The sequence below is a fragment of the Pseudomonas sp. NA-150 genome, from assembly GCF_044336365.1.
Taxonomy (GTDB): Bacteria; Pseudomonadota; Gammaproteobacteria; order Pseudomonadales; family Pseudomonadaceae; genus Aquipseudomonas.
On record NZ_CP172305.1, the window covers coordinates 3,658,335 to 3,679,074 of the forward strand.

Consider the following 20,740-nt stretch of genomic DNA (forward strand, 5'->3'; position numbering starts at 1 on the left):
GCGGGTTATGATTGATTCGTTTATCTACACAGCCATTTTTGCAAATAGCGCCGGAAGATAGAAAGCATATGGATTGGATGCCGCGACTGTTACCGCCCACAGCTTACCAGCAGGAAAATCCCATAAGCAGGACACAAGCCTCCCCGAAGCTCCACCGGCAGTCAGGCTCATGCCGAAGTTATTAACCATCATGTATTCGTTCACGGGAAAGTTGAAATCCACCGTGTAATAGTTGAAGTAGTTTGGCGATATAAAAACGGTGTTGCTATACGTCCAATTCTGGAAAGCCCTGGTGAATAGCGCGGCGTTTGTCCCTGAGTCAAAGATCAGCGACCCCGCCGCATCCCACAGCCGCATTCCAAATGTCGCAACCGGCTGAGCCTTGAATGCAGCGGCGAAGTAGCGACCATTCGGCTGAGCCGTGTTCACGTTGAAGGCCCGCACATAAAACCCAGTCCATGCCCCGGGACTGCCATTGACCCGCGCAAGTGACAGGCCTGCCTGCGCATTCACGGTATCGGGCCTGACAAATATCAGTGGCGGCTCCTGCGAAGTGAGCACCACTGGAAAGTTGGTTGTTGACCCCAGCCCCGATTCCTCTGTCGGTGCGTATCTCCCACTACAAATAAGGCTCAGTCGGGCGAACTCAGAATCAAGCGTTACCACATTGCTGTTGTTGGTGAATTGCAGGCCGAAGGTCATCAGGCAAACCTTATAACGTAGAGGCGCATGGAGGTGACATTCGAAGTCAGGCTCGCATCGAACCCCCGGTTGTAGTTGTAGACATTGGCCACGTCATTGACCATTTCCGTTTCATACTGGGTAGACAAGTTGGTTGTGTAGCTCCCGTTCGGGACAACGATGGCCACCGAGTTGGAAGCGTTACAGCCAGGCACTGAAAACGACTGAACGGCTTTCGCGCCAGAAGCGGGAAAGTTGACCGTTGTCGACAGCACCACCCTCATGGTGAACGAGGTTTCATCAAGTTGGAGGGAGCCATCAGCCCCCCACATCCTCAAGCCAAAACTCATGCTGATAGGTCTCCCAACTGAACGCGGAGCACGCCATTTGCGTCGAAGACCTTGATTGCCCGGTTGTTCATCGTCAGGCGCCCACCACCAGAAACCGTGCTGTTGAACTCAACGTTGCCCGCTCGGGTGATTGCCCAGCCGGTTTGCCCTGCAACGTAGTTGTCCGACTGCAACACCGTGGTGATCTTGGCCATGCTGATGCTGGCGTCCTGAATGAACGCCTGGTTGATGAACACCTGCCCACCCTGCACCGCGAACGGAACGAAGGTGGTGCCGCCGGCCAGGGTATTCACGATTGCGAACCGATCTGCCGACACCAGGAACTGGCTTTGCAGCCCGGCATCCGTGTTTTCAATGCCAAGCCCGATACCTGCCGCGATGTATTGCCCATTCGCATTTACCTGCATTTTCACCGACCACATGGTGGTCAGCTTGCCCGAGGTATCCGCGTAGGCCGTGGCGGTGGTTTGGATGTCAGCGGTGTTCTTCCCTACCGTCGCGTTGAGCTGGGTGATCTGGGTGGCAGTGGCTGCCTTGTCCGTGGCTACCGACTGCACCAGGTTGGTGACCGTCGCGCTGTTGTCGTTTACCGAAGCCGTAACAACGGTGAGCTGCTGCGCGGTCGCCAGATCCTGTGACGCCCTGACGCTGGTCTCCTGCGCAATGCTAGCCGTGTTGTTCCACCCTTTGAGGGCATCGGCCATATCGCCAGAGCCGTCGTCACTACGGAATGAAGCACGCAACGCCTGAAGGCTCGAGGCCTGCGCTGTCACGACGCCGTCGAGTTCAGTGATGTCCGTCGTGTTGGTTGCCACCTGCTCAGCCAGCGCATTGGCCGTCTCGAGCAAATCGCCAACGTCATCCCAGTACAAAGCGTTGGGCGGTGGCGTGTTGGTTGGAACGGCCTGCTCCGCCTGGAAAATACGGCCATCAACGACGATCATCTGACCCTTGGTATAGGTCTGGTCCGGGTCGTAACCCTTCAGCCCATCAAGTGCGTCGATCTGATTCTGTAGACCAGGGATTTTATCGATCTGGTCGTTGAGATCCTGCCCGAGTTCAGTTTTTCCGATTTGTCCGGCGATCATGGTGAGGATCGGACCGGCATCTGCGCTGGACGAACCCTGCACGCCGTGCACGGCTGGATACCACGGACCGATGTTGCCAGTCCGATCGATCAGGCGCGCCCAGAAGAAGAAACGAACACCCGCCAGCAGGCCTTGCATCACGTAGTCGTTCTGCGGGTAGGCCAAGTCGCTGAGCTTGGTAGCCGCCGTCAGGTCGTCGGTTGGCCCGTACCAGATCTCGGTGCGCTGGGTGTCTTCCGCACCAGCTGGGAAAGTCCATTTCTGACCGATGCCGAACAGCAGGCTGGTGGTCGTCAGGCTGGTGACCGCTGGAGGCAGGCCTTCCTTGCCCTTCAACTGAGTCAGTATTGAATTAGCCCAGATCGAAGAGATATCGAAGGCACTCACCGCGCGTACTCGAGCGAGATAGGCGCCAGCGTATATGCCGACGATATCGACACTCGCGGTACCCGTGCGCTGCACACTGATCCAGTTGCCGCTGTCCTTGCGCCACTGGACGTCGTACGCAACGGCGCCAGTCACCGCTGGCCAGGCAATCGTCATGGTGGTGACGGCCAGGCCTTGGGCGATGGCAGTGCTTGAGCTCAGCGAGACGCTGGCCGGCGGCGGAACGACGCTGATCGGGATAACGCTGATCGGGCGATCTTCGAGTTTGGCGCCAGTATCGATGTGAGCGAACTTGCTCGGATCGTACTGGATCGCGGTGATTTCAAAGATTCCAGGCTCCGGACGCGACACGCTTGTGACGCGGTAAAGCGGAACGGCCAAATCGTCGGCATCCAGGCACCAGACCAACTCAGACTCTGGCACTACCGAATACTCAGTGGTGACCGTAACGTCGCGTCCGCTCACAGACTGCACGGTCCTGCCTTCACAAGTACCGGCTGGCAAGTTCAGGATCAACAAGTCCCCGGCCTTCGCAGCAGTATCACGGTCAAGAGTAATCGTGCGCCCGGACACAGCAGAGATGCGCCCTCCAATCTCGCGACCAGCAACCAGTGAGTCGGCTACCGGAATGACGTAACCAGGTAGCGGAATACGGCCATCCATCCCGACGCGAAAAGTGATGCCCCTGTTTTTCGAGTTGGTCAGCAAAGCCCATTTACCTCGGCGCTGCGCCTCAGATTCACGGGTGCAGCCAATAGCAGCGATTTCGACCGGGTTATCCCTGAATCGTCTCTGCAACGCCAAGTCAGTTACGGCAGTGACATCCGTGTCGTAGTTGTTGCCTGGATTGTCGTAGCTGACCAGTGCACGACTGTAAATCGTGCGAGGCTCGGCGCCGGTGGTTTCGAACTTGCCATCGATCACGTTGGCTCGTGTGTAAGCAAAGTCAAAGTCCTGCTCGCGCGGCATATCAGCAAGCGTGAAGACTTGACCTTGAGCCCAGTAAGTGATCCCCCGATAAATGGCCGAGATGTCGCGCAGCAGGCTCCACGCATCAGCTTTTGACTGAAGGTATAGATCGCACTTGAAACGCGGCTCGGTACCGCCCTTGCCGTCCGGAACAAGCTGATCGCAGTACTGCGAGATTCGGTAAAGCTCCCACTTGTCGAGCATGAACGCCTTGATGCGCTTGCCTAGCCCGAAGCGATCATTCACCGAGATTCCGTATGTCATCCAGGTCGGGTTGTCAGTCCAGGCGTCCTTGAAAGTGCCATCCCATATCCCGGTATACGTCCGCTGTTCGGGGTCGTAATTGCTTGGAACTGGCCATTTTCGACCCTTGCATTGCACTGTCACCGCAGGGATGCTGCTGAATTGCTCGGCTGAAAATTCTATGTAAAGCAGAGCGGTGTTCGGATAGCGAAGCTTTGCGTCTATCACTTCGGTGTAGCCGGCGACCTGCATTGTGTCTGCGATTTTGTTGTTGTTCTGATTTGCCGTAATGCGCCGGACGCGAACCAACCAGCCGCTTGTAGCTGGAGGCAGATTAAGGCGATGGGTGCGCTCGTAGACGGTAGTGGTCTTGCCGTCGACCGCAGTGCTAAGCACTTCCTGATATGCCCCGCCATCCGTGGCGATGTCGACCGCATACTCGATGCGATACCCGTTGATGTTGCCTTCATCATCTACCGACTGAAGTGCGGGCCAGGAGAATCGAAGACGCACCGCAGACAGTTGAATATTGGTGACGGCTTTTACCCATGGAGTGCCGCCGCGCAGTTCGACGCCAACGCTAGTTTCGCTTTCAATCGACGGAATTCCTGGGATGTAAGATTGGTCGACCGCGCCGCTACGCCACTCCCATGTCACGTTTGGGAAGTTGATATTTCCCTCGGCATCAGCGAGTGGGGTATTGTCGAGATAGATGTCCTGCGCCGAAGGTACTCCGGCGAACTCGCCTTCCCCCACGGCAATCAAAATCTTGGCAATCGCCACCGAGCGCAGACTATCCGGTGCCTCGATTGGGGTTTTGGGGTTTGACTCTCCACTCTTGGCGCCATGAATATCGATCTTCTGAACTGCACCCATGCTTTTCTCCAGGCAATAAAAAACCGCCTCAAGGCGGCGGTGATCAGCGGGCCTTGATTAGGCCTGGTCTTCTGCGTAGATGGATGCACTAATGATTGCTCCGCCCCAGCGCCGATTGCCGCACGCAAGCGCCACCGGGTTGCCTGACGCGGTTGTGTTCTGGGCGCTGCCGAAGGCATAGCCAGGTGTGTTCTCTGGCGCAGCACTAGTCTTCAAACCCTTGGCTTGCGGGCTCAGCATCTGGATAACGCCACCTAGCGCCATCGATGCGCCCATTGCAATCAGAGCAGATCCGAATGGGGCGCCCGCACCGAACGTGCCTCCGGTGATGACAAGGCCGACGACAATCAAAACGGCCCCGATAATTGTTTGCAATGCCCCTCCGCGCTTACTACCGGCCATTACGGGCGCAATACGGATTTCACCTTGGCCCTGGAAGCCGAGTTCGCCCTCGGCAAGATTCTGTTTCCCGCGAAACACGGCGTACTCAAGCCCAGCCTCTTTGCTGGACGAAAGGAACTTCTCGAAACCGGGAATCTGAACGCAGAGAGCGCGAATCGCTTCCGCCGGCGAGCGAACAGAAAGCCTGAACTCCCGACCAAAACGACGCAGTAGCCCGTAAAGTTTGATAGTGGTCATGGGGATGTACTCGATTGCACTTGCCGCCATACGTTCCTCGCGTCATAAAAAAACCCGCTCATGGCGGGTTTCATTGGGATTTACGGTTAAAGACAGCTCGTTAAAGCCTCAAGTCTTCGCTTTGAGATCCAGTTATCCACCACCGCGTAATACTTCGCCACCGAACCGGATGCCCCGGTTTGGATATCAACGAAATAATCAGGACCCGGAGTGAACACGGTATACCCGCCACTTCGTCCAGGCTGGAGCGACGCCTCAGGCACCACACCAAAAAGAGACTGGTTCTGCCACTCATACTGAGTGCACTGTGCAATGTCCTTATCTGCTTTTTTTGAATATAGGATCTTAAGCGGACCTTCCGATCTCGCCTCGTTCATGGTTGGCGCCATACATCCAGACAGAAGCAGTAGTGTCAGAGCCCCTACGAAAACTCTCATGGTGTTCCCTCGTTGAGATTTCGCGGGACTTTAGCATCAACGAGAGTCATGAAAAATGGAAACACGAACGCCCCGCATATGGCGGGGCTCTTCGTGGGGTGGGTCGTTTAGGCTGCGTCGAGGCCGAGCGTCATTTGTAATTGCTCACGCCAGTGATCTACATCGTGAACAAGGCGAGGCTTCTTCCAGCGAAACTTGGAGAGCGCGCTACCTCCAAGACTAGCAACCTGCTGCGCATCCTCAAGCACGCGACACGCGCGCTCGAATTGCTGCTTTTCGTTTAGCTCTCCGTGAAGCAGTGCATCGATATGAAGGTCACACCAAACGGCGAAATCTACATCCAGCCATCGGGCGAATGACACCGCCAGCTTTGGGTGTAACCACGTCCCGCCAGACCTGCCTTTTGAGCTTTGAGTTAAAAGGTGGGATTCCCCCACATTTAAATGCCTCGCAAGCGCGTCCATATATTTTGATGTGTCTGGCAGCCGTAGCCATTCCGCTGGCTTCTTGCCAAACCGCTTTGCCACGTCAGTAGCATTGATCCAGCCGTCACTGTTGAAGCGGACGGCTTGGCCTTCGTAATGAAAAGGGATGATCGCTGAATTCATGCCGCCACCGCCTTCGAGCCCGCCATCGCGTAACCACCCTCGCAACCACCGGAGCTGTACATGCGGTAAATCTCTTTGCGGCGCTTATCCAGGGCAACAAAGGGGATGCGAGAGCCGTCGATATGGTCGGCGACATCCATCATCGGGCGAGAATTCAGCGTGCTGGCTGCGCTATGAATGCTTGCCCCGAACCTAAGCAGGTAGGAGACATGCGACATCATCGAGTAAATAGCGCCAACCTCGGACCGGCTGAAGTGTAGGCCGCCCTCTTCCTGCTTTGGCAGGTATTCGCCTTCAATCGCATAGCTTGCGACGAAATTACAGGCTGCATCCATCTGACTCGCCGGGATCAACTCAATGCGGGGAACACCAAAACGGGCATGCAAAGCGGATGACATTTTCATCACCGCACTTCGCTGATGCTCCGCATCCAGCTTCGCTACACGGCAACGAAGGATATTGCTGATAATTTGTGCGCCATCAGAACCAAGCGCTGCCTCAACAGCTTTCGCAACCAGGGTCTTGCTTGACAGACCAAGCTGATCAGCCATCCAGTTGAACGCCGCGATGTAGCCCTCTTTGATCGCGGCAGCTTTCTTGCCAGTGAAGCCCATGACCAGGAACATGAAACCGTCCTTCGTCATAGTCCACTGCGGCAGACTGCGGCCCGATCCATCAATATATGAACTGAGCGTAAAATTGCGCTCAGTGAATTCCGTCGAGCATTCAAGCCCGTCGACCTTCCGCAGCACGTCTTTGTGCAGCTTCCCGAAAGCCTCTGCGACATTTTGAGTGTTAGTGAAAGCTTCGCCATTGCGAGCCTCCACGAATTTGCGCATGTCAACCACTGTGTTAGTATTCATCTCGTGAACTCCGTCGAAAGTTTTCACATCTGAAGCCCTGGCCTGCAAGCCGGGGTTTCTTCGTTTTAGGCTACTGCCTGCTTGCTCTGCATTTTCCGCCATTTCAAGCCATCCTCGATCAGCAGGCCTAATTCAACATTGAGGCTCCGGTGGTGACTGCGCGCCTCACTCTCTGCCTTGCCTCTGGTATCGCTCTCTAATCGCAATGGATAAGACTGCTTCTGTTTTTTTTGCATACACACCTCCGCGCTTGTGAATCTATTAGATGCCACTAAAAAATAGATGCCAAATAGATTCATTGATCTCAAACAGATTCTTTTCGCATACTGGACATACACCTTTACCCCTAGGACAAAGATGAGCGAGAAGACCCAGCCAACCGCTTACCCGCTGCGGATGCCGCCATCACTTCGTGAAATGCTTGAGTCATCCTCGAAACACGCAAAGCGGAGCCTCAACGCTGAAATAATTGCTCGGCTTGAGGAGTCTTATTCCCACGATCAAGCGATTATTAACCAAGAAGCGTACGAGCTCTGGGCGAAAGAAAATTCGGTCGAGTCGGCAGACCAAAGCATCGTGCTCGCCCTGAGCCAGCTCAGATTTCTACTAGCCAGTGCCGAGGATGGGATTAGGAAGGTGGAGCGTCTGTACGATGAAAAAACTGGCGAGCACACAATAACCGCCGACGAACATGGAAATATTGTAAAAAGTTACGAGAGAAAATAACTCCAAAGCCCAGACAGCCTGGGCTGTCTATCAAGGAGCGTTGAATGTCGTGGTGGAAATGTATTTTCTCGCAGCACCCTAGAGAGCAGCCGACAGTGGCAGTTCTTCAGCCTTCCCCTATAACCCTCGCCCCCGCTGATGATCTGGAGGACGACTTACTCGTAAAAGTTAGGAGCCTCGTAGCTATATCCGGCCCCAAAACGCCTTACGAACTTTCTCGACTCCTGAGGATTCGTCATACAACGGCCGCTAGACTGGCCGAAGCCACGAACGCCCAGCGTCCTCAAGCTACGAAAGCTCCTATTTCCGATACCGGAAGTCGACAGCCTGATGCAGCGCCTCTAAAAATGGCAGCTGAGCCTCTGGTGCAGGAGCCAAAAAAGAAGCGCCTCAAGAAAGCGGCTCCAGCCAAAGTAAATCTTCCACCACTTACCGGCAACATTACTGGGGGGCATGCGTGTGAATTCGACGTTGTCGGAGAATCGCACTATCAGCCAGCCCTTCGAAAACTACGAAACGGTCGCCACATGGCTACCGACAATGATTTCGTCGCAGACATTGTCGCCGAACCAGACAACCCTTTCGACCAAAACGCATGCGCCGTTTATATCGAGGGCTCGAAGGTCGGATATCTGCCCCGCAGTGCAGCCGCCGATTTTTTCCAGCAAATCACCGACATGGGCGTCACTGGAATCTGGCGATTCCAGACCAAAGCCAAACTTACCGGAGGCTGGGGCGATCGCCCAATGGTTGGGGTATTACTGGGCCTTCCTAAATCGTAAGCGACTCAGCCCATGCCCAGCCAACCTGATTTTCACGCATCCAGATGCAAAAAAGCCCAGCGCGGGGCTGGGCTCATTGCGAGTCTGCCGTGTACTAGATCTCAGATTTCGACAAAGAAAAAGCAATCTGAGCAATCGCCTTTTGATCTAGTACATCCAGCGTTCGGTAGTGATGAAAAATCACCGTGTCCTCAGCGCTAAAAGCCTCTGGACTCATCGCGGTGCGTTCGCCGGTTAATACATATAAAACGTCTACGCCTTTGGTTCGAATACCAATTAAGTACTTCGATGTAGGCATCCTACATCCCTTCTCATAGTTCCCTTGGGCATTAGCGGCGACGCCCCCACTGGCTCCGAATTCTTGCTGTGAAAGCTTTAATCTCCTGCGCTCCGCTTTTAGCCGAGCGCCCAATTTATCGTCCATGAGGAAATCCTCTTTTGGTGAGCGTAAGACCACCATACGCCCATCCAAGAGATGCTAGTGCGCTCGTTCTGGTGTGGCATATCGCCTGTACAAATCCTCAGTAACGCACTGCTCTTCCACCGTAGTAGCTTCTTGCCTCCATGCAATGGATCCTCAGTCCTTTGCCTGCAAGCCCAAGGACTGGGGTGCGCCAATTTCGGCGCGATTTATGACCTAGGAGGTCAATGTAAGCGCTACCCCTGTAAGCTCGACTGAAGCCGGCGTAATTGCTGCTCTCGGGGCTATTTCCCTGTATCTGCGCTCGCGTCCAGACTATGACGCGGCTGAACTGCAGAAGTACGTGAACTTCTTCAAAAACACTCGCCAACCTGGAGCAGATGCGGGAGCGTTCAATCTTGCTCTTGATGCCGTTGGAGGTGACTTGAGCAACGTTCAAGACGCAATTAAAAGCGGCGTAGGCGCTACTCAGCGCTAATCCCGTGAGGCGCATTGTCGCGAATTACAACTCCGACAATGCGTACTTTTCCATCTTCAGTAACTTCAAAGGGCTGATTCATAATTATCTTCCGCGGCCAAGCCGCATCATGTGGTTATTTTGCGTCACGGTGACGCAGGATTAAGCGCGTGCGCGCATGCCATGGGCCGCCGAAGACGATGATCTCCGACGGTCGCCCATATAGGTGATGCAGTAGAAACGGTCCAGGGCCGAACACACCAGCCTCCTCTTCAGGCAGCTCTGGATCAGTCCCAAGAAATACGCCTGCGTGATTCGGGTGGGCGGTCTTACCGATCGCCATGACCACCAGGTCTCCACGGCGAGGCTGGTCGACCAGCACAAATCCTGCCACCTGGAACTCTTGCTCGTACAGACTCGGACCGCTGGGGTCTTCCCACCAACCGTCGGCGCGCTTGAAGGTTTCGAACCCCAGCCCCCACTCGCGCCTGTACCAGTCCGCGCAGACCTGCCAGCAATCCCACGCGCCGTGCACAAAGGGACGCTTCAGCAGTGGCGTGTTGCCCGTCGGGACAATCGTTCGCAGATCGCCTTCAGGCCAACTCAAGATGTGCCACGGCAATTCGGTCGCTTCGCACATCGCCAGGTCGCGCGGTGACGGCCGGCTGCTGGCGTCGGGGTGCGAGTGCACAATGCCGATTATCTCGCCTAGGTCTTCCGCTGCAGCGTAATCCTCTGGTTCAAGCTGAAACTCATCGCCCGGGTTCGATGCGACGTTCCGACAAGGCATGTATTTCTCGTCCTTGCCGACGGTAACGATCAGGCCGCAACACTCGCGAGGATATTCAGCCGCGGCGTGCGCCTGCACAGACAGCAGGATATGGTTCAGCATGATCAACTCCGGGCAATCAGGGATGCAGCAGGAAATCCGCCGTGGGACAATTCATTGTTCGCGCCAAAGTGAGCCTTGCAGCCTGTATTCACCAGTCCACTGCAATCATCAAGCTCCGGGTTATCAGTAGGATTGCCGTCGATATCCACGTATGGCCCTGTATAGCCGCAATCAGGGCCTCGATAACCGTTCGTAAGCGCCCAGTGACAAAGAGCTGTCATTTGGCGGCCCGGCAACCCCTCGTTAGGATCAACCTCGCCCGGCGACGCCATATCCCACTCAACGCGTTCGCTGTCCTCGCCGGTCTTCTGGCCGAAATACCAGACGTCAACACCTTCCTGAGAAGGATCTGCCGTAGGGTTTCCTCCAGGGAAATTCACTGCATCAAGGTATGTCGCTGTTGTGTCGTGAATTGTCAGCTTGAACATCGCCAAGTCTTCAAAGGCCAAGCACAAAGCGGTGATGCGCCCGTTTACATTGCCAGCAGTAAACTTAGGATTAGTAGATGTGCCGTCCCCATTTGCGCCAACACCATCAATCTGCACAGGCCACGCTGCGTACTCGCTGCCTTGCCAAATGATGGACTTTGCCGGCAAGTCGGCGACCGCCACTTCAGCAGATAAAAGCTCTTCTGAGGTGTGTGGAATTGCGTGCCCGTGAAAGCGAATGATGTCCGCGCCAAACTCGGTCCCGTCTATTTCAAACAGGCGCACCTCAGCCCCAGGCTCAAGTTTCTGGATGTCAGTAATAAATGCCATTGGGCTGCTCTCTATGGCTGAAATGCTTGCTCAAGCGTCGCCGTTATCTTGAATACGCCTCCGCCCATGGGAGTGGGGATAGGCTTCTTGCAGGTGAACAGACACACATCGCCAAGCGGTGTGGCCCATAAGAACGCTTTCGACCCGGCATGCCTGTCGAAAAAGCCCATCACCTCAAGGACCTGTTGCTTGGTCCCGGTGAATGTAATCGGATAACTCTGGACCTTGTTGTTTGGTCCGTCCCCGACATCCTGCTTGTAACCGTCGCCAAACTGGGAGGTTCGAACCCGATAGCTGATATCCGGGGAGTCGCCGCTCTGCGTCGGCCAAGTGAAACGCTCAATCGCCATAGCTCATCGCCCTCCTGCCGCCAGCATCCTGATGCGACCGCCGTTCCCAAGATCCCTCTTCATAAGTTCTTGATATTTCTGCTCGATGAACTGACCTAGGTCCTTTCCGAACTGCTCATATCCTGCAGTGTCTGTCGTGGATTGGGCCGAACCGTCGCTCGCGACGTTGACCACTACACTGACTTGCGTGGTAGTTCCTTGTCCCGCGCCACCACCTACCGCCTGCACGCCCAATTTCCCGTTCGAGCCTCGCGTCAACGGCATAATTGCCTCCGGCCCAGCCTCACCCATCACACCTGTGCGGCCGCCGGCCATGCCAAACGCTGTCGGAGTGCTGACTACTGAGTCGGAGAAGGCACCCCCATTGGCGAACATCTGCACGCCCGAGTCCCAGGCGCCACCCGTGGCCTGATGCACCCCGGCCCAACCGGAAAGCTGGCCAGAACTGTAATCCGAAGCCGACCCTCCGCTGCTTGAGCCTCCACCGAAATAGGAGCTTGCGGCAGAAGTGGCCAGCCCAAAGATAGAACTGAGCACAGCGGAGCTGGCTTGCTTGGCTGCGATCTTGGCCAGGTCCGCGATGATGGATTTGGCGAAGTCTGAAAACGACAGCTTCCCGGTCAGGGCAAAATTGGCGAGCGCGTCATCCATTGAGTCGAACGCATCCGTGAACAGGCTTTTGGTCTGTCCGGCAACGTCCTTCGCCGAATCAAGGTAGTTTTGGTAGGCCGAGGAAGCCCCGGCACTCCAATCGCCCTGGGCCTTGGTCATGTCGTCGAAGTTCGACTGAACCGTCTTGTGCAGGTCATCCTGTGTCGCAGTCAGCGCCTTCAGCTTGGCGTTGTACTCGTCGATGCTCATGCCGCGCGAGCCATCGCCGTATTGGTTCGCCAGTTCCAGCTTCTGCTGGTTGAAGCGGTCGTCAACGGAGTTCTGCTGATCCGTCAGCCCGCGCTCACGGTCGCCCTGCCCCAATCCATTGGCTGCCCGCTGGCCCTGATTGCGCAGGGTGATAACTTGCTGCTGCAGCGCATCCGTGTAGACCTTCACGGCCTCAGCCTGCTTCTTCAGGCGCCCAGTTTCGTTGGTTGCGATCACCTCAAGCTGGGTGTCGGCGTCTTTCTGAGCCTTGACCATGCTGGTGCGCGAGTCAGCGATCTTCTGGTCGAGCGAGATGCGCTGCTCGGCAGTGGTGCTGGACTTTGCCTTGATGGCTTCCAGCGCGGCAATCTCAGCCTCGTAGCCGGCCGTGACCTCTTCCTTTTCAGCCCTGATCAGCACTGCTCGCTGAGTTGCGTACGAACCTGCAGAGATCAAGCCGGCCTTCTGGCTGGCCTCAAGCTGTTTTTCGGTATTCGAATAAGTATCCTGAAGGGTCTTCAGTGCGTTCTGCGCATCATTGAAGCCGGTCAGATCGACCTGGCCAGCAGCGGCTTTAGGGTCTTTATTCTTGTCGTTGATGTCCTGGATGTGTGCAGTCACCGCATCAGGAGCCAATCGTTTGTCAGAAGGGTTTACAGCTCGGATATCGGCTAATTGCTTCTGGTAGTCATCGAGCAGCTTGTTGCGCTTATTGGCGGTAGAAAGATTAGCCTGATCAGCAGCATCGATCTTCACGGAGGCAGCAGTTGCCTTATCCCGTGCGAGAAGCTCATCGCCATCCAGCTTGGCGCTTTCAATTTGAGCGGCTTTTTTGTCCTGCAAAAATGTCAGCTGGTCGCGCCTGAACTCAACCAAAGCATCCTTGGATTTTTTGCTTTGAAATAAGCCGTCTGTGTTCTGAGCCTCGACGAGATTATTTTTTGCAGTCTCGATTTCATCGTCAATATTGGTGCGGCCGACATTCTTGATGCCGTCGGCGGCCCTGGCCACAGCGTTGTATGCCTTTTCCCAGAGGCTCAGGTTTTCAAGAATCTTCGGAGTACGCTGGTTGATCGCGTCAGCATACTGGTCAGTGGCCAGCTTCACCGCGCCAGCGTGATCGCCCTGCAGCTCAAGCGCGGCAATCTGCGAATAGACCGACTGAGTCAGATAGTGATACTGCTCATTTAGCGCAATCGATGCTTTGACTGGGTCATCGGCGATCTTCACAAACTCAGCAATCGTATCGCTGATTGCCTTGCCGGTAGCCTCCTGCATGGAGACTGCCGCCTGCGTGACCTCTACGAATGCTCCGCCAGCGATTTTGCCATTGCCGGCCAGGGTCGCCAGCGCGGCGGCGGCGGCTCCGGTGGTGCCGACGGTTGCGCTTACCTGCTTGGCCATTTCACCAAGCTGACCTGAGCTCACGCCTGCATAATTGCCGGTCAGGATCAGAGACTTGTTGTATTCGTCGGCTTCCGCGCTGCCTTTGCTGTAAGCCAGACCCAAGGCCAGCAGCCCGCCAGCTACCAACGCGATAGGCGCGGCGATAGCAGCCAAGCGCAAAGCGGAAGCCCCTGCGTTGGTGCCAATCTCCAGGATATTGTGCGCGGCAATGCGGATGTTGCCTTCGGCCAGGGCGTTTCCGAGTTGCAGGACGTTTTCACGGGCCTGCTTCGATCCGAGCGCCAAACCGGACAGCCCGGTCTTGGTCTTCTGGGTGTCATCGCTGAAGCCGGACAGCTTTTGCCGAGACGCTTCGATCTGTGCAGAAAAGTCAGCGAAGGTGCCGGCGTCAACCAGTCCGGCCTTTTTGTACTTCTGAAGCTGTGCCTGTTGATCGTCCAGCTTTTGAAGCGCGGCGACTGTTGGATTGATCTTGGCCAGCAGCGCCTGGAGACCTTCAGCCTGGACGCCCGTTGCTGCCGCCGCCTGCTTTGTGGCCTGAACGGTACGCTCAGTAGTGCCCGCCAGTGCATCAGATTCAGCTTGTAGGCGCTTCTGCAAAGCAGCAAGGCTTGCGGCAGATGCCCCACTAACATCCATGGCGGTCGCGCTGCTGGTCGTGCTCTCTTTCAGCTTTTGCACGTACTGACTGGCATCGAGCGAGGTTTTCGCCATATCCAACAGCCGGGCTTTGGCGTCCTCGGTTGCCTGAGCCAGCTTGGCCTCAGTAGCAGCCAATGCAGCGGCAGCGGCCTCTGCCTTGGTAAAGCCGGTGGCAACTCCATCTGCAGCAGCCTCAGCCTTGACGCCTGCCTGTGCCAGTTTATCCAGATCGGTTGCGGCCTGGACGGCATCACCCGAATCTACGGCAATGCCTAACTGCGCGATTGTTCCCGACATGAGTGTTCCTTTACTTCGATTCGCTCATGACGAGCATGGCTTCGGCCTCCATGACCTGAAGGTCCGGAAAGACTTCTTGAATCTGTTTTTTCTTGATGCCGAGGAAGGCCGCTACGTCGCGAATAGCGGTGTAATCGAGCCCAGTTGCGCCGAAAGCCCCTGTACGCCATTGAGTCGATAGCGCGTTGAATAGACGGAAGGCTGGCCAGTTGTCCGGCCAGATCTCCACGTCTTCATCAAGTTCAGCAAGAGACAGGCCGAACAGAGAAACCTGCTCGGCAGACGCGCTGGGCTCGTACAGTCCGCGCGCCGCGGCTATCAGTTTCCCAGTCGGGCCGGGGCGAAGGCCTTCTGATAGGCATCGACGATGGCCTGACCGGCGCCGGAGGAGGTTTCGACCAGGGCGCGAATGCTCTCGTCGGTAAGCTTGTCGTCAAAGCCCCAGCCAGCGACCAGTGCCTGCACTTGCTCAATCTGGCGCTCTATATCGGCGTCAGTCACCTCGACCAGCGTCAGCTCTTCACCTTTTGCAGCGAACGCCTCCTGATCAGCCTTGATGCGTTCCTGCCAACCTAAGAACAGCGCCGCCAGCTCTTTGCGGTCGCGATACTTGAACTCGAAGGGAACGGAGATCACAGAGCCGCCCGCGCGAGGGATGCCCACCTCAGCCGCGAACGTCGCGGCCTGGGCAATCTTGAATGTCTTAGGCATGGGTTTCCCTTACGACAGGTAGCGGGTTGGCAGGGACTGCAACGCAAGGTTGACGGTGCGAGTCAGCAGGTTGTTGCGCGAGACCGTCGGCTGGGTAGAGAACGAGGTATAGGTACCGTAGAGGATCGTATCGGCGCCCGGCAGGTTCATACGTGCAGCCTGAATCTGCTTACCAGCATCAGCGGCCTGCAGAATCGGATTGAACGCCTGGGTCGGGTCGTCGGCGATGGTCAGGACCATGCTCGCGGCAGACTTGTCGGTCGGAATCTGGAAGCCCTGGGCGTTTTCGAGGAAGTTCACGTCGGTGTAGTTCTGCGTTCCGCCGGAGAACGACACGTCGGTCACTTGCGGGATCTGCACCCAGGTCAGCACCTTCTTCATGGTGCCGACGCCACCGCCTACCGGGAAAATCAATGGGTCAGTGGTATCGATCGCTTCCAGGGTGATGGCCGTGGCGGTCGCGAGCTTTACCCGTACCACCTTGTTGTTCAGGCTGCTCCAGCCGCAGGTCAGCAGCACGATGTCGCCGGCGGCCAGCGTACTGGCAGCCACAGTCGCGATTGCTTCCGAGGCGTTGGACAGCGCGGTGAACGCGAGCGCTGCGGCATAAGTCGCGGCGTGCTGGATGGTGCCGCCATTCGGCAATTTATATCCCATTGGTGTTTCCTCTTTGCAGAAATGACAAAACCCGCACGATGGCGGGTTCAGGGTTGCCCAATGGGCGAATTAGGTGGTGTCAGCGCGGTACTGGAAGCTCGCTGCGACGGTGTAGGTTGAATCGTCCGGAACAGGCGGCCCCGGCTCAACCGGCGTCATGATCAGCACAGCCAGCGGCGCCTTGATCAGTCTGTCGTTGAGGGGGAACACAGCGGCAAGCTCGTCCACCAGACCATCCGCCGCGCCCGGACCAGCGCCAGAAGGCGTGACAATGCTCACCTGAAACAGGCCGGTGTATAGCCGATGGTCACCGGCCAGCGTGCTGCTGTCGGTACCGGCCGGGATGGTGAACGCCTGAAGGTAGGTCTCGTTCGCTGCCGGAGTGAATGCCACGTTCTGATAGGCGATGCGCAGCACTGGTGATCTGGTCTTGGCCCAAGTCGCGAGACGGGCCTCAAACAGCGACCTGATGATCTTGTGGCTCATATCTGGTTGTTCCTGATGGCCTCCAGCACGATCTGCTGAAAGCGGACCACGGTCACGCGGACCATACCGCTGGGTGCCTGGGTCGAATGGCCGAACTCCAGCGGGATGGCATACGGCAGCGAGTTGGTGATGTAGGCGATATCGCCGGCGCTGAACTCAATGGCTCCATCGCGGATGCGCGCCATCGACTTTGAACCTGACTTGTCGACCTCATCTGTCGTGGTTTCGTCCGGCGCACCGATGCTGAACATCCAATTGCCGCGAAAACGGCCGCCGACGTAACCGTTGCCGGAAACAAGGCCGTTCACATTAAAGTTCTGGACACGCTCGGCCTTGGTCAACGGCTTGGCGTATTTCACGCCAGCTTTCAGCTTGCCCGATTTAGTGAAGTTGCTGTCTGTAAGGTTGATGACCGTGTTGCGGATTGCCACATTGAAGTCATAGGCATCAGCAGATGCTTTGTTGGCCGATCGGTGTGCCACGTTGGCTGCCCATATTTCAGGGTTACCCACGGGCGACATGCGAATCACGCTGTTGCCGATCTCGATGATGATCTCGCGCACACTGGCGTCGATGGCCTGTGTAGCCTGCTCGGCAAATTTGGCAAGGCTCAGCGCGAAGCTACCGGACTGACCGGCGCCGGCCCGGCTCACGATCTCACCTGAAGTTCATAGAGCAGAGGCGTGCCGGCGGGGCTGATCTCCTTCAGGGGCGGAACGATAGACCAGGTGCGACCTTGGACAACGACTTTGCTCAGCAGCGAAGGCGGAGCATCAAGCCCCTGCGCGGCGATCTTGAGCTTCTTGTCGCCAACCTTGATCAGCGTGTTCGTTTGAAATTCTTGACCGGTGAAGTCGAGCAGGATGCCTTGGGCGATTCGCTCGGTCACCGTGTCTGTCGGTGTCGATCCGGTGTCAGGATCGTATTCGCCTTTGGTTGTGTCTTGCAGGGTTACAGGCTGGCCAAACTCTGTGATCAGCTCCAGAGCCATCACGGCCATATCGTCGTAGAAGGCCATGGTGGCTCCATATGTGAAAAGCCCAGCGCGATGGCTGGGCTCTTAATTATTCGAAGCGCTTCCGCCTCTCTTCAATCATTTTATCCGCAAAGTCCGCCGAAAACCGCGCGACGAACTCTGACTTCCTTTCGCCACTCCAGTCGCGAGCTGTGCCGGCGGCAAAGGCAGCCGCGTAGCGGTCCCAGGCATTCCGCTCCTCTTTGGCCCACTCATTATCACCGTCTTCGTGGTCTTCAATCCCTGTCATATCGATATCCATCTGTGCTGAAACGACGAACCTAGCATTATGCGCGGACGGCGAACAGCCCTCGTTTGAGCAGGTAATCGGCAAACTGCGTTGCGCTCGGCCGATCCGGCGCCGCCGGCAACAGTCGGCCGCTGGTGTTGCTTATCTGGGCGTACTCGCGCGTTACTGCGCCTTCAACTCGATCAAGGATCACCGCGCCTTTGCGCTGGTCGACAGGATCGATGTCGTCAGCGTAAATCTCGCCGGCCAACGCCATCTGGCCGTACTCGATGCGCGCAGGAAGATAGTTGTCAGGCTTGATCTCGCAATCTATCTCAACCCCTCGGCGCGGCCAAGCCAAAGCCTGATCGCTGTCCATCTTGCGACCTTTCCATTTCATGCCATCCATCGCCAAGGTGGCCCGGCGCAGCAGCGCTTCCTGCGCAGCCGCGTCCGCCGGAATGACCATGCCGAACTTCACGGCGTACAGGGTCAGGTCGTCGGCGCTCGCGTAGCTTTCGGCATCTGGCTTGCCGGTGCCGTCCTCGATGATCAAGGTCATGAATCAACTCGCAGGTGTGGGGTTGGCGTTACGGCTTGGGCAGCTCAGCAACGAGCTTTTCCAGCGACTCTTTCGAGGCGTTGGAGCGATAGGATACGCCCGCTGCGTCGAGTTTAGCCTTCAGGCCTTCGCTTTCGGTGGCTTCAGCAACACGCAGCGCCTCGGCTTGATTGAATGCTGCAATCTGGTCAGTGAGCCTTTGATTCTCGGCGGCGAGATCATCGTGTTTGCGCGTAAGCTCAACCATGCCGTCGCGAATGTTGGCCAAGGCGCCGTAAAGACGCAATGCCAGCTCACCAGAGTCGGGAAGTTCGATGGTGCCAGCTTCCAATCCTGCGACAAGCACTTGAACAGCGTTGTTATCCGCCACAAGAACATCGAAGCCAACCTGAGGACTACCGGAAACCTCGCCGGCAACACCTGAGTGAGCTTCCAGCAATTGCCGCAGCGTCACCTCGGGTGGGTTTTCGGTTTCATCCTCGCGGAAGTCAGTCGCGTTCGCGTCGACGATGCGCAGGCCGTTCTTCTTTGCGATCGCCTTGATGTCGTCTTCGTAGCGATGGAATGGACCGGCCAAGTACCAGGTGTTCTTTTCCATGATCATCTCCGCTGCGCCGGTGTTTCACGGCGCAGTCATTGGGTTACTTGGCAGCGTCACCGATCAGAGCAACACCGGCGGTGTTCTTGATGCTGGCGGCGGTTTTGTCCCAGTTGGTGCCCGTTGCAAGCGCGGCACTGGTTGGCGATTTGCCGCCGTTGATGATGTCCCAGGTGTAACCCTTCAGGCCGACACCGAAGGTGTAGTCAACCTGGATGGTCGTCTCGATTCGAGCCTTACCGTTGTCGGTAGACACGTTCGAAATGATGTCGCGGTTGTCGTGCACCAGTGCAGAGCCTGTAGCCAGAGCAAGGATGATTTCCTTGTTTGGCGTGCCGGTTTGCGCGAGCGCCGGCGCATCGGTGACGATCGAGGTCTTGCCGAGAATGTCGACGACACGAACGTTGCCAGCCAGGAAAAGGTTGTTGCTGTTAACCAAGCCCTGCCCTACCAACTTGTGCCAGGTGCTGCCCTGCATTACCTGGGCAACCAAGTTCTGGCTCGCATCACCAAATTTCGCATGAGTGTTGTTCAGCGCGGCCTGGGTGATGCCGGCAGTCGCTGATACGTCATTGGTGGCCGCGGCCTGAGCGGTGATCGCGGCAACCAGAGCTGCAATGGCGGTGTTCAACTGATCCTTCAGAAGGACCTCGGCGAATGCGCGGCTCGCAACTTCAACCCCTTGCTGAGTTGGACGCTGCAACCAGGTCATCTGAGACGGCTCGTAACGCAGCGGGCCGAAACCACCAGCAACCTTGACGGTGTTGTTCTGCAACTCGGTCAGATCCACTGGAGTAACCACGGCGTTAGTGCCGTAGCGGTCAACGCGGCGCTGAGCGGCGCCCAGGTTCTGGAAGAACGACTCTTGCAAAAAGTCGCCAGTGAAACCGTCTGGAGACAGAACAATCGCGCCATTGCTGGCTTCGTTAAACGCTTGAGTCATTTGATCCAGCGTCTCGAGAGTCGCCGGCATGATGTAATCGTTAAAAACCTGCATTTGGGACAAGGACATGAATCAATTCCTTACTTAAGGGGGAGATCGGGAAAGCGCGAGCCAATTGCGGCCGTACGTTCTGATTTGGTGCCGCCGATGTTGCCTTTTGCGGCCCCGCCGCCATTCCCAGCACCCGCAGCCCCGCAGCCCCGCCGCCAGATGCCTTGCTGCCTGCGATCAACGGCGCGAACGCCGAGTCGCCAGCGATTTCTGCTTTCAGCTCTTCCAGCGTTGCCGCCGAGAGCTTGCCGAACTGGTCGAGCACGACCACGACCGGCTTGCCGTCCCGCTGCTCGACGCTCAGACGGCGTTCGATGTGCGGCAACAGGGCCTTTGCGCTGCCTGGGATTGCCAGGGCAGACGCGATGTCGGTAGCGGTGCGGCCAACAGTCAGATCCCGGATCTGCCCGCTCAAACTGCCACGCTCCTGCTCAAGCAAACCGTTCAGCTCAGCTTCGCGGCGATTGAATTTCTCGGACCACGACTTTTCAATCTCTTCGACGTTGCCGGATTTGCGGGCGATCTCTTCTCGGTCACGTTGTGCCTGTTCTTCAGCTTCGCGCTTCAAGCGCTTGGCTTCTTTGGTCTCGTCGAGCAGGGTTTGAAGCTGCGTTTTGAGCCCTGATACATCTTCAACTTCCGGCAGCCCCTCAATACCGAGGACAAACTTTCCGTCCACTTCGGTGTAGAGCGCGCGCACGGCGTCATCCACCCCTTCAAGGGTGTCCAGCTGGTATTTCAAGCCCATTGTTGT

Annotated in this window: 24 protein-coding genes and 1 pseudogene; 2 read left to right on the forward strand and 23 right to left on the reverse strand. The window is 56.8% G+C overall.

Going from position 1 to position 20,740, the window contains the following annotated elements:
* Positions 1-24 precede the first annotated feature (24 nt).
* From ACF0H7_RS17230 to ACF0H7_RS17260, 7 genes are all read right to left on the reverse strand, one after another.
* Positions 25-702 (reverse strand): hypothetical protein, encoded by a 678-nt coding sequence (locus ACF0H7_RS17230; RefSeq protein ID WP_397448115.1) that lies wholly within the window; start codon positions 700-702, stop codon positions 25-27.
* Positions 702-1,031: a hypothetical protein gene (locus tag ACF0H7_RS17235; protein ID WP_397448116.1), complete on the reverse strand. Its 330-nt coding sequence runs from the start codon at positions 1,029-1,031 to the stop codon at positions 702-704. Before ACF0H7_RS17235 ends, ACF0H7_RS17230 begins: the two co-directional genes overlap by 1 nt.
* On the reverse strand, positions 1,028-4,594 hold the full coding sequence (locus ACF0H7_RS17240; RefSeq protein WP_397448117.1) for a host specificity protein J: 3,567 nt from the start codon (positions 4,592-4,594) through the stop codon (positions 1,028-1,030). Before ACF0H7_RS17240 ends, ACF0H7_RS17235 begins: the two co-directional genes overlap by 4 nt.
* 57 nt (positions 4,595-4,651) lie before the next feature.
* On the reverse strand, positions 4,652-5,263 hold the full coding sequence (locus ACF0H7_RS17245; RefSeq protein WP_397448118.1) for a tail assembly protein: 612 nt from the start codon (positions 5,261-5,263) through the stop codon (positions 4,652-4,654).
* A gap of 514 nt (positions 5,264-5,777) precedes the next feature.
* Positions 5,778-6,278, reverse strand: coding sequence for a KilA-N domain-containing protein (locus ACF0H7_RS17250; protein ID WP_397448119.1), 501 nt, complete (start codon positions 6,276-6,278; stop codon positions 5,778-5,780).
* The gene (locus ACF0H7_RS17255; RefSeq protein WP_397448120.1) at positions 6,275-7,141 is read right to left on the reverse strand and encodes a Rha family transcriptional regulator; all 867 of its coding nucleotides are present in this window, start codon (positions 7,139-7,141) and stop codon (positions 6,275-6,277) included. Before ACF0H7_RS17255 ends, ACF0H7_RS17250 begins: the two co-directional genes overlap by 4 nt.
* A 65-nt stretch (positions 7,142-7,206) precedes the next feature.
* Complete coding sequence (locus tag ACF0H7_RS17260; RefSeq protein WP_397448121.1) at positions 7,207-7,377, reverse strand: Arc family DNA-binding protein; 171 nt, start codon at positions 7,375-7,377, stop codon at positions 7,207-7,209.
* Positions 7,378-7,498: 121 nt separating this feature from the next.
* On the opposite strand from ACF0H7_RS17260, the gene ACF0H7_RS17265 reads away from it, so the two are divergent.
* On the forward strand, positions 7,499-7,867 hold the full coding sequence (locus tag ACF0H7_RS17265; protein WP_397448122.1) for an Arc family DNA-binding protein: 369 nt from the start codon (positions 7,499-7,501) through the stop codon (positions 7,865-7,867).
* Positions 7,868-7,911: 44 nt separating this feature from the next.
* Positions 7,912-8,649, forward strand: coding sequence for an HIRAN domain-containing protein (locus ACF0H7_RS17270; protein WP_397448123.1), 738 nt, complete (start codon positions 7,912-7,914; stop codon positions 8,647-8,649).
* A 94-nt stretch (positions 8,650-8,743) separates the two neighbouring features.
* On the opposite strand, the gene ACF0H7_RS17275 is transcribed toward ACF0H7_RS17270, so the two are convergent.
* The 16 genes and pseudogenes from ACF0H7_RS17275 to ACF0H7_RS17350 form a co-directional block, all read right to left on the reverse strand.
* Positions 8,744-9,073 (reverse strand): helix-turn-helix domain-containing protein, encoded by a 330-nt coding sequence (locus ACF0H7_RS17275; RefSeq protein WP_397448124.1) that lies wholly within the window; start codon positions 9,071-9,073, stop codon positions 8,744-8,746.
* A gap of 590 nt (positions 9,074-9,663) precedes the next feature.
* Positions 9,664-10,419 (reverse strand): C40 family peptidase, encoded by a 756-nt coding sequence (locus tag ACF0H7_RS17280; RefSeq protein ID WP_397448125.1) that lies wholly within the window; start codon positions 10,417-10,419, stop codon positions 9,664-9,666.
* A 2-nt stretch (positions 10,420-10,421) separates the two neighbouring features.
* A complete protein-coding gene (locus ACF0H7_RS17285; RefSeq protein ID WP_397448126.1) occupies positions 10,422-11,177 on the reverse strand; it encodes a phage minor tail protein L in 756 nt (251 codons plus the stop codon).
* Positions 11,178-11,188: 11 nt separating this feature from the next.
* Entirely contained in the window at positions 11,189-11,527 is a 339-nt protein-coding gene (locus ACF0H7_RS17290) for a phage tail protein (protein ID WP_397448127.1), read from the reverse strand.
* Between the two features lie 3 nt (positions 11,528-11,530).
* A complete protein-coding gene (locus ACF0H7_RS17295; protein ID WP_397448128.1) occupies positions 11,531-14,734 on the reverse strand; it encodes a phage tail tape measure protein in 3,204 nt (1,067 codons plus the stop codon).
* 10 nt (positions 14,735-14,744) lie between these two features.
* Positions 14,745-15,035: a DUF1799 domain-containing protein gene (locus ACF0H7_RS17300; protein WP_397453927.1), complete on the reverse strand. Its 291-nt coding sequence runs from the start codon at positions 15,033-15,035 to the stop codon at positions 14,745-14,747.
* Between the two features lie 17 nt (positions 15,036-15,052).
* Positions 15,053-15,445, reverse strand: a complete 393-nt coding sequence (locus tag ACF0H7_RS17305; protein ID WP_397448129.1) for a phage tail assembly chaperone — start codon at positions 15,443-15,445, stop codon at positions 15,053-15,055.
* A gap of 9 nt (positions 15,446-15,454) precedes the next feature.
* Positions 15,455-16,102, reverse strand: a complete 648-nt coding sequence (locus tag ACF0H7_RS17310; protein WP_397448130.1) for a phage tail protein — start codon at positions 16,100-16,102, stop codon at positions 15,455-15,457.
* 69 nt (positions 16,103-16,171) lie between these two features.
* Complete coding sequence (locus ACF0H7_RS17315; protein ID WP_397448131.1) at positions 16,172-16,588, reverse strand: phage tail terminator-like protein; 417 nt, start codon at positions 16,586-16,588, stop codon at positions 16,172-16,174.
* Positions 16,585-17,241 carry a hypothetical protein gene (locus ACF0H7_RS17320; RefSeq protein ID WP_397448132.1) on the reverse strand — a complete coding sequence of 219 codons (657 nt, stop codon included), beginning with the start codon at positions 17,239-17,241 and terminating at the stop codon, positions 16,585-16,587. Before ACF0H7_RS17320 ends, ACF0H7_RS17315 begins: the two co-directional genes overlap by 4 nt.
* A complete protein-coding gene (locus tag ACF0H7_RS17325; RefSeq protein ID WP_397448133.1) occupies positions 17,238-17,606 on the reverse strand; it encodes a hypothetical protein in 369 nt (122 codons plus the stop codon). The genes ACF0H7_RS17320 and ACF0H7_RS17325 overlap by 4 nt, the downstream gene beginning before the upstream one ends.
* A 46-nt stretch (positions 17,607-17,652) precedes the next feature.
* Positions 17,653-17,853 carry a hypothetical protein gene (locus ACF0H7_RS17330; RefSeq protein ID WP_397448134.1) on the reverse strand — a complete coding sequence of 67 codons (201 nt, stop codon included), beginning with the start codon at positions 17,851-17,853 and terminating at the stop codon, positions 17,653-17,655.
* Between the two features lie 37 nt (positions 17,854-17,890).
* Positions 17,891-18,394 carry a DnaT-like ssDNA-binding protein gene (locus ACF0H7_RS17335; RefSeq protein WP_397448135.1) on the reverse strand — a complete coding sequence of 168 codons (504 nt, stop codon included), beginning with the start codon at positions 18,392-18,394 and terminating at the stop codon, positions 17,891-17,893.
* A gap of 28 nt (positions 18,395-18,422) precedes the next feature.
* On the reverse strand, positions 18,423-18,992 hold the full coding sequence (locus ACF0H7_RS17340) for a hypothetical protein (RefSeq protein ID WP_397448136.1): 570 nt from the start codon (positions 18,990-18,992) through the stop codon (positions 18,423-18,425).
* Positions 18,993-19,035: 43 nt separating this feature from the next.
* On the reverse strand, positions 19,036-20,004 hold the full coding sequence (locus tag ACF0H7_RS17345; RefSeq protein ID WP_397448137.1) for a major capsid protein: 969 nt from the start codon (positions 20,002-20,004) through the stop codon (positions 19,036-19,038).
* Positions 20,005-20,015: 11 nt separating this feature from the next.
* A pseudogene (locus tag ACF0H7_RS17350) lies at positions 20,016-20,734 on the reverse strand (hypothetical protein).
* Between the last annotated feature and the right edge of the window lie 6 nt (positions 20,735-20,740).